The sequence below is a fragment of the Gluconobacter vitians genome (genome assembly GCF_015244565.1).
In the GTDB taxonomy this organism is placed as follows: Bacteria; Pseudomonadota; Alphaproteobacteria; order Acetobacterales; family Acetobacteraceae; genus Gluconobacter; species Gluconobacter vitians.
The window spans coordinates 1-3,733 of record NZ_JABCQG010000052.1 but is presented as its reverse complement, the minus strand read 5'-3'; the positions used below and the strand labels follow the sequence as shown (position 1 = coordinate 3,733).

Below are 3,733 nucleotides of genomic sequence, written 5' to 3'. Positions count from 1 at the left end.
GCTGATTATGTTTGCATGATATTTCGGCAAGTCTGCAAGAAAGTCAAGCAGACCTACCGCATAGCTGGTGCGGTAACCCCCCCGCATAGCTGGTGCGGTAACCCCCCCCCCTAAGTCATTGAAAAAAAACATTATTTTTTCGCTTTCTTTCTATGTTCTTTGGGGTGGTTCAAATGTGGCAAAAATGTGGCAGAGGGAAACCGTGTTCTCCAGCAGAACGAACCCTTAACAAATCCTTAAAATCAAAAAATCAGACCTGTTGTGTGTGCCGGTGGGTATGTGTGCCGAGCGTGGAGCCGGTGGGTAGTGGTGTGGGCAGGCGGTGGTAAACGCGTCAGCGTTTTCCACGGGCTGTCCATGCCCTATCCACGGGCGGAGCGCGGCCCGTAGGGCGGCGCACATATCCACGGGCAGGGAGTCTCACGGGTGGTACCGTGCGCGAGCGCGATTGCGTGACGTGTCACGAAAAGCGGCTTGTCTGGCGCTTCGCGGGCTACGCCGCTCCTGCTCCGCACTCGCCCAGACCTGAAACACCCCTCAAATTGGCCCGTAAATGGCTCAGGAATGGGGTGTGTGGTTGTTCTGGTGGTTTTCTACTGGTGGAGGTCAGGGGGCGCTACGGGCCACATGAGGCCGTTACCGGAGACGGACACGCACCATGTCCCTTTCTGGTCGGTTCTGATCTTGTAGCCTTCGATTTTGCACATGCCGAACGCCTGAATCTGCCCCGCCCTGTCCATTTCGTAGGCCATGTGGCCCGATGGGGAGGATACAGCCCATTCCGCCAGTGCATCGCGCTTCTTGGCTTCCTGCTGCCCCTCAGCGAACCCTTGAGCGTATCCGGTTCGACTGCCCTTGATGTCACCCAGAAAGCCCGCGCAGAACACGAGCGCAATGGCTCCAAACCCGCAGGAGATGAGCAGGGTGCGCCTGTCGGTCTTGATGTAGCTGGTGACGGCCTGCGCTGCGTCCTCAACACGTTGCGCGGCTTTGGTGCTTTTGGTGTCCAGTGCCTCAAGTTGCTTCGCTAGGGCTGGCAGCTTACCGGCAACATCTGAATAGGCTTTATTCGATTTCTGGACGGTGTTCTTCAAATCCTCGAACGCACGAAGTCCTAGAACGTCCGTGTCGTCTGGGTCACTCATGGTCAGCCCTCATTCTGCGCTTGTGCTGGTCGAGGTGTGGTGAACCCGTGATCTTGAAAAGCCTTTGTGTCCTGCTCCCGTGATAACCGCTTGAGAAGTGCATCAATCACGTTCGAGAAGCGTTCATCACTTTCCGCCGCTTTGAGTAACGCACCACCCAATATGATTTTCTGACGATCTTCAATTTTCCGTTTCTGTCTGTTCTCGGCGTTGCGGGCGTCTCTTAGTGCATTACGCGCCTGCTCAAGCCTCTTTTCGGCTTCAAGAACTTTCTGGGATTTTGCGGGCTGACTCGTGTTTGTCATTTTGCACGAAACTCCTCTTGATTGTAACCATACCACAGAATCAGATTGACAACAACCCTTAATGTCGGCTAGATATTAAGGGCGCACTTATGCAAACTCTGCGAGTTTGCGTGCGACAGGGGCGAACCCCTTGCAACCCCATTCTGTCAGCGAGCCGATCACGTGGCGATCTTTCACCTGTCCGTTAAGACCGTATCGCGTAGCACCGGCAGGAGTGCCGTTGCCGCTGCGGCTTATCGAACAGGGGACACGCTGACCAACGAGCGCGATGGACGCCAACACGACTACGCCAACCGAACCGGGGTTGATGATAGTTTCATCATTGCCCCGGCTGGTTGCGAGTGGGCGCACAATCGCTCTGCATTGTGGAACGCTGCCGAGCAGACCGAGAAGCGTTCTAACTCAGTGACGGCCCGTGAATATGTGCTGGCCCTTCCCGCTGAACTGGACGCCAAAGACAGGGCAGACCTTGCACGGTCTTTTGCCTCTGCCGTGGTCGAGCGTTACGGGGTGGCTGCTGATGTTGCCCTTCATGCTCCCAGTGCCGGTGGTGATGACCGGAACTATCACGCCCATATCCTCACCACGACACGGGAGGTCGAGCCGGACGGGCTGGGCAAGAAAACCCGCATACTGGACGCCGCCAAGACGGGTGGGCCGGAGATCGAGAGCCTTCGGGAATTGTGGGCCATGCAGTGCAACGAAGCACTAGAGCGCCACCATAAGCCCGCCCGCATTGACCATCGCAGCTATGAGCGGCAGGGCGTGGACGAAATGCCGACCATGCACCTTGGGCCGACCAGCACCACGATGGAGCGCAAGCACAAGGCCGAGCAGGAGCGGAAGGGGGAGCCATACAAGCCCCAGACGTTCAAGGCTCAGGAGAACGAGCGCAGGCGCACCCTGAACGACCATGTGCGGGAGATGGTGCGCGAACTGGCCGCCACCGTCAGGGAGGTGGCCGAACAGGTCAAAAACGCCAAAAAGAGCGCTGCTCAAGCACTTTTGCGGGCCGTTGGTGCTCTGCGGCAAGAGGAATTGGCGGAGCAGGCCAGACGGGCGGCAGAGGCCCGCAGACGCGAGGATGAGCGCAGGGAGGCTTTGCGCCAGCAAGCACTGAGGGAGGCCAGAGAGCGGGCCGTGCAGGAAGCCAAGGGCCGCATGACCGATATAGCCAAGAAGGCGCAGAGGTTGACCCCTGATGCCCGCGAGAAGTTCCTTGCGGGGGAATACCCCTCAGATCCGTTTGATCGCGCCCTGAAGGCTCACAGGCACCCTCTGGGCACTGCTGGACTGGACGCCGAGGAGAAGGCCGTCAAAGCCCATCTGAAGGTCTATCAGGAGCAGGAGAAGCGCCAGCAGGCCGAGAGGCAGCAGGCCCCAGCGCGAGGCCGTGGGCGAGGTCGTGGAGGCCCGTCCCGCTCCCGGTCGAGGGATTACGACAGCGGCCCCAGCTACGACAGCGGCCCCAGCTACGACAGCGGCCCTGATTTCTTCTGACGCCTTGGGCTTAACGCCCAGGGCGTCCGGTGAAGTCCTCTAGGTCGCTTTGGCGTGGTTCTTGCTGACGAACTGGCAAGTCAGGCTCTAGGCCGTCAATGGACGGTTGAGAGGGTGGCGGCATACCGGGGCCAGTGGGAAGCTGGCGCTCACCGGGGTAGAGGGTGGGAATGCGGCGCAGATCGCCATGCCCCAACAGGGCTTCGTCTTGGTCATCGAGATCGGCCACCACAGCGGCGCTGAACACCGACAGCCGGAGCTGGTCACGAGACTGGCCCCACGCCACGCGATCATTCACCACGTAGGCCGCTTCCTTGCCTCGGCCAAGTCGGACAACGGAAATCCATTTCTCGGCCACAAGGTCGCGCACGGCCCGTTGTACCGTGTCCACGCTACAGCCCATAAGCTTTGCCAAAACAGATTGCGGGATCACCACGGCATTTTGGTGCCCCATCTGCGCAACTAGGTGGTGAGCCAGCGCCGCTGCCCGTGGTTTCTTCGTAATCAACCGCGCCCATGCTTCATGCGTTTTGCGCTCGGTTTGCACCCACTGGCCGGGATTGTTTTTGGCTGGGGTTCCTATGGCTTCCGGGGGTGTGGAAATGCGTTTCATGTTTTCGGAAATCCTTGCGGTAAGGTGGCCGCATTCGTGCTGGATATTACGGCATTTCTGCTGATTATGTTTGCATGATATTTCGGCAAGTCTGCAAGAAAGTCAAGCAGACCTACCGCATAGCTGGTGCGGTAACCCCCCCGCATAGCTGGTGCGGTAACCCCCCCCCC

General features: G+C 59.0%; 4 protein-coding genes. 1 reads left to right on the top strand and 3 read right to left on the bottom strand.

Features of this window, described 5'->3' with window-relative positions; translation table 11 throughout:
• Window positions 1-593: 593 nt before the first annotated feature.
• Window positions 594-1,145: a hypothetical protein gene (locus tag HKD24_RS14810; RefSeq protein ID WP_194260938.1), complete on the bottom strand. Its 552-nt coding sequence runs from the start codon at window positions 1,143-1,145 to the stop codon at window positions 594-596.
• A gap of 2 nt (window positions 1,146-1,147) precedes the next feature.
• Complete coding sequence (locus HKD24_RS14805) at window positions 1,148-1,450, bottom strand: mobilization protein (RefSeq protein ID WP_194260937.1); 303 nt, start codon at window positions 1,448-1,450, stop codon at window positions 1,148-1,150.
• A 162-nt stretch (window positions 1,451-1,612) separates the two neighbouring features.
• On the opposite strand from HKD24_RS14805, the gene mobQ reads away from it, so the two are divergent.
• The gene (gene mobQ, locus HKD24_RS14800; RefSeq protein ID WP_194260936.1) at window positions 1,613-2,950 is read left to right on the top strand and encodes a MobQ family relaxase; all 1,338 of its coding nucleotides are present in this window, start codon (window positions 1,613-1,615) and stop codon (window positions 2,948-2,950) included.
• 10 nt (window positions 2,951-2,960) lie between these two features.
• On the opposite strand, the gene HKD24_RS14795 is transcribed toward mobQ, so the two are convergent.
• Entirely contained in the window at window positions 2,961-3,563 is a 603-nt protein-coding gene (locus HKD24_RS14795) for a helix-turn-helix domain-containing protein (RefSeq protein ID WP_194260935.1), read from the bottom strand.
• Window positions 3,564-3,733: the final 170 nt, after the last annotated feature.

Excerpts from the sequence above, each read along its gene's own strand:
- HKD24_RS14810 (WP_194260938.1), bottom strand. The coding sequence starts at position 1,145 with ATGAGTGACCCAGACGACACGGACGTTCTAGGACTTCGTGCGTTCGAG.
- HKD24_RS14805 (WP_194260937.1), bottom strand. The coding sequence starts at position 1,450 with ATGACAAACACGAGTCAGCCCGCAAAATCCCAGAAAGTTCTTGAAGCC.
- HKD24_RS14795 (WP_194260935.1), bottom strand. The coding sequence starts at position 3,563 with ATGAAACGCATTTCCACACCCCCGGAAGCCATAGGAACCCCAGCCAAA.